Genomic DNA, 2383 nt, shown 5'->3' on the forward strand with positions numbered 1-2383 from the left:
CTGTTCGCCATGATGCGCGACGGGACTTTTTATACCCCGCAGGGGTCATAACATGCTTGACAACTTAATAGGGGCACCCCCCGACAGACCTGTGCTATCGGAAAGAAAAAAGGCCATCAGCAAAACTCTGATGACCTGAATCACCTTTACCAATATTGTATGAAAAAACACGCACGACTAATTGACAATAATTTTCATTTCCATTAAAAAAGATCGCGTAGCATTCTTAATTCATGAGGAACTTTACCCGCCAGCAATCTGAGTAGCGAAAGCTGTTCATCCCCAATGTTTTTGCTGGCGGGTCCTTTTTTCTACGGTCCTCCTCCCCGGAGGGGGGCATTTCATTATTTTTCTAATCGTTACTGGTGAGAAGGCGGAAGAAAAAGCCAGTTCTTCGCCCCTAAATAACAGCATGATTCCAGTCCATGCAAAATCTGATTTCCAGCTCACACATACCGAGCGCTGTACAAAAAACCGCCAGCCAAGGCAGTTAAGAGTGTGTTCCCGGGGTTTGCTTAGAATATTTTGTAAGTTGTCCGAAGAGATATTTACAACACCAGAATGATGAATCATCAGTCCCCTGCCAGAGGTTCACTACGTAACCTGACCGACAATGCACCATTCTGGTGCTGAAAAAAGAGCACTGGAACTGCAACAAAACAACATCACAGAACAGGAGATGGTAAGGAGTCAGACATTCCCACACAATATTGTGTCAGTGCAAATAACAACCTTCGTCTCAAATCTCGCTGGAGCGGGCAGCGGGAATCGAACCCGCATCATCAGCTTGGAAGGCTGAGGTAATAGCCATTATACGATGCCCGCATATGGTGCCGACTACCGGAATCGAACTGGTGACCTACTGATTACAAGTCAGTTGCTCTGCCTGCTGAGCTAAGTCGGCGCTGGCCCACCACCGAGGACTCGAACCTCGGACCGTCAACTTAGAAGGTTGATGCTCTATCCGGATGAGCTAGTGGTGGTTGGTGGCCCTTGCTGGACTTGAACCAGCGACCTGGCGATTATGAGTCGCTCGCTCTCACCACTGAGCTAAAGGGCCGGAGGCAGAATAATAACCATATGTCATCACATCTGCAAACTCATCTGACCACCAGCACGTTTAACGTCCTGTGCCATTTTTCAGGCATAAAAAAACCGCTCGGCGGCGGGTTTTGCTTACTTTACCATCGCGTACAAAATCGGCAAAGTATCAGATTTGCATGAGATATATGCCTTTTAATCTACTTTTGCAATACTTTGCTTTGAAAATGCCGCTTTTTGTTCTGAACGTGTTCTCATCACAAACAATAAAGCCTCACTATCCAGTCGGTGAAAAATGTGTTTCATTACAACCCAGTGACCAGTAAATGTTTTGGACCAGTTTTTGGTTGTTACTCCCGCCAGTAATGCCAGCTCCTGATATTCATAACCTTCCCCACCAAAAAGTTCTGCTTTTACCGCCTGCGCCGCCAGCCAGATTAATTTTTTCAGGCGTTCCTGTGTTTTCTCTGCAATTTTCCTAGTGCCAGAATGAGCCTTAAACTCTTCCCACGCCCAGTGGGTTATGGTGATCTGATACTCCCAGCAAATACTTCCGCTGTAACACCACAACAACCAGGCTTTATAGTGCTCTTCAAGAGACAGAACAGCCCGCCGCCACGATGATGTCGAAAACGCAACCTGACTGACCAGAGGAATTGACGCCCCCTTCGCCAGTGATTGTTTTCCCGGGATTGGTGGATTATCCCGCGTTATCATTTTTCCGGTCACCTCATCGCGGTACCGGATTTTTTTACGCCTGTAACGCCCTGTATCGAACATGGCATTCTCCTGCCAGGCTTCAAGCTGACCTTTTGTCGCCCCACTCAAATCAGCGGTGGCGATAATGAGCTGCTCACGAACAAACTGTAAATACTGGTTATTCATGCACACTCCAGCTCTGTGATTTTTATCCCCAACCGACCACCAGGAACAGGCAGTCCGCGCACAATATTGGTTTCATCAAACTGCTCGTCGTCGATAAGCAACCCCGCATGTGTCAGTGCATCCAGTGGTGCTTTCAGGATATTGTCCAGGTCACGACGCCGCTTATCCGGTGGCTCTGCAATAATCTTTATCGCCAGTCTTCCGGACAGGCTTAATTTCAGTCGCTGCTGACGGACAATAAGCGCCACATCCCGGCGATAACGCTCACCGGCTTTTGATACAAAATATGTGCTGCCACGACGTCGCCAGTAAGTATTCACCGTCGGCGGATAAGGTAAAATAAACTCATGGCGCATCAGCGCAGCACCTCCTGCACCAGCTTTTCAAACTTTCCGACTCTGGTTTCCAGCTCTGCCACACAGTCCACCAGCTCATCTACTGCTTTCTGTGCGCGATG

2 protein-coding genes, 4 tRNA genes and 1 pseudogene are annotated in these 2383 nt (G+C 48.2%); all 7 read right to left on the reverse strand.

The features are described 5' to 3' along the window. Positions 1–750: 750 nt before the first annotated feature. Positions 751–825: transfer RNA gene (locus ABZJ92_RS21400), tRNA-Gly, on the reverse strand. A gap of 3 nt (positions 826–828) precedes the next feature. Continuing rightward, positions 829–904, reverse strand: a tRNA-Thr gene (locus ABZJ92_RS21405). A gap of 2 nt (positions 905–906) precedes the next feature. Further along, positions 907–983, reverse strand: a tRNA-Arg gene (locus tag ABZJ92_RS21410). Position 984: 1 nt separating this feature from the next. Then, a tRNA-Ile gene (locus ABZJ92_RS21415) sits at positions 985–1060 on the reverse strand. 176 nt (positions 1061–1236) lie between these two features. Further along, positions 1237–1926: a bacteriophage antitermination protein Q gene (locus ABZJ92_RS21420; protein ID WP_001064885.1), complete on the reverse strand. Its 690-nt coding sequence runs from the start codon at positions 1924–1926 to the stop codon at positions 1237–1239. Further along, on the reverse strand, positions 1923–2282 hold the full coding sequence (locus ABZJ92_RS21425; RefSeq protein WP_001215517.1) for a RusA family crossover junction endodeoxyribonuclease: 360 nt from the start codon (positions 2280–2282) through the stop codon (positions 1923–1925). Before ABZJ92_RS21425 ends, ABZJ92_RS21420 begins: the two co-directional genes overlap by 4 nt. Next, positions 2282–2383, reverse strand: a pseudogene (locus ABZJ92_RS21430) (hypothetical protein); the annotation flags it as partial. The pseudogene ABZJ92_RS21430 and the gene ABZJ92_RS21425, both read right to left, overlap by 1 nt.

The sequence above is a fragment of the Shigella sp. FJ200513 genome, from assembly GCF_040495915.1.
Lineage (GTDB): Bacteria > Pseudomonadota > Gammaproteobacteria > Enterobacterales > Enterobacteriaceae > ECMA0423.

What these genes read in the sequence shown, in the direction of transcription:
- ABZJ92_RS21420 (WP_001064885.1), bottom strand. Translation starts at nt 1,926, where the DNA reads ATGAATAACCAGTATTTACAGTTTGTTCGTGAGCAGCTCATTATCGCC.
- ABZJ92_RS21425 (WP_001215517.1), bottom strand. Translation starts at nt 2,282, where the DNA reads ATGCGCCATGAGTTTATTTTACCTTATCCGCCGACGGTGAATACTTAC.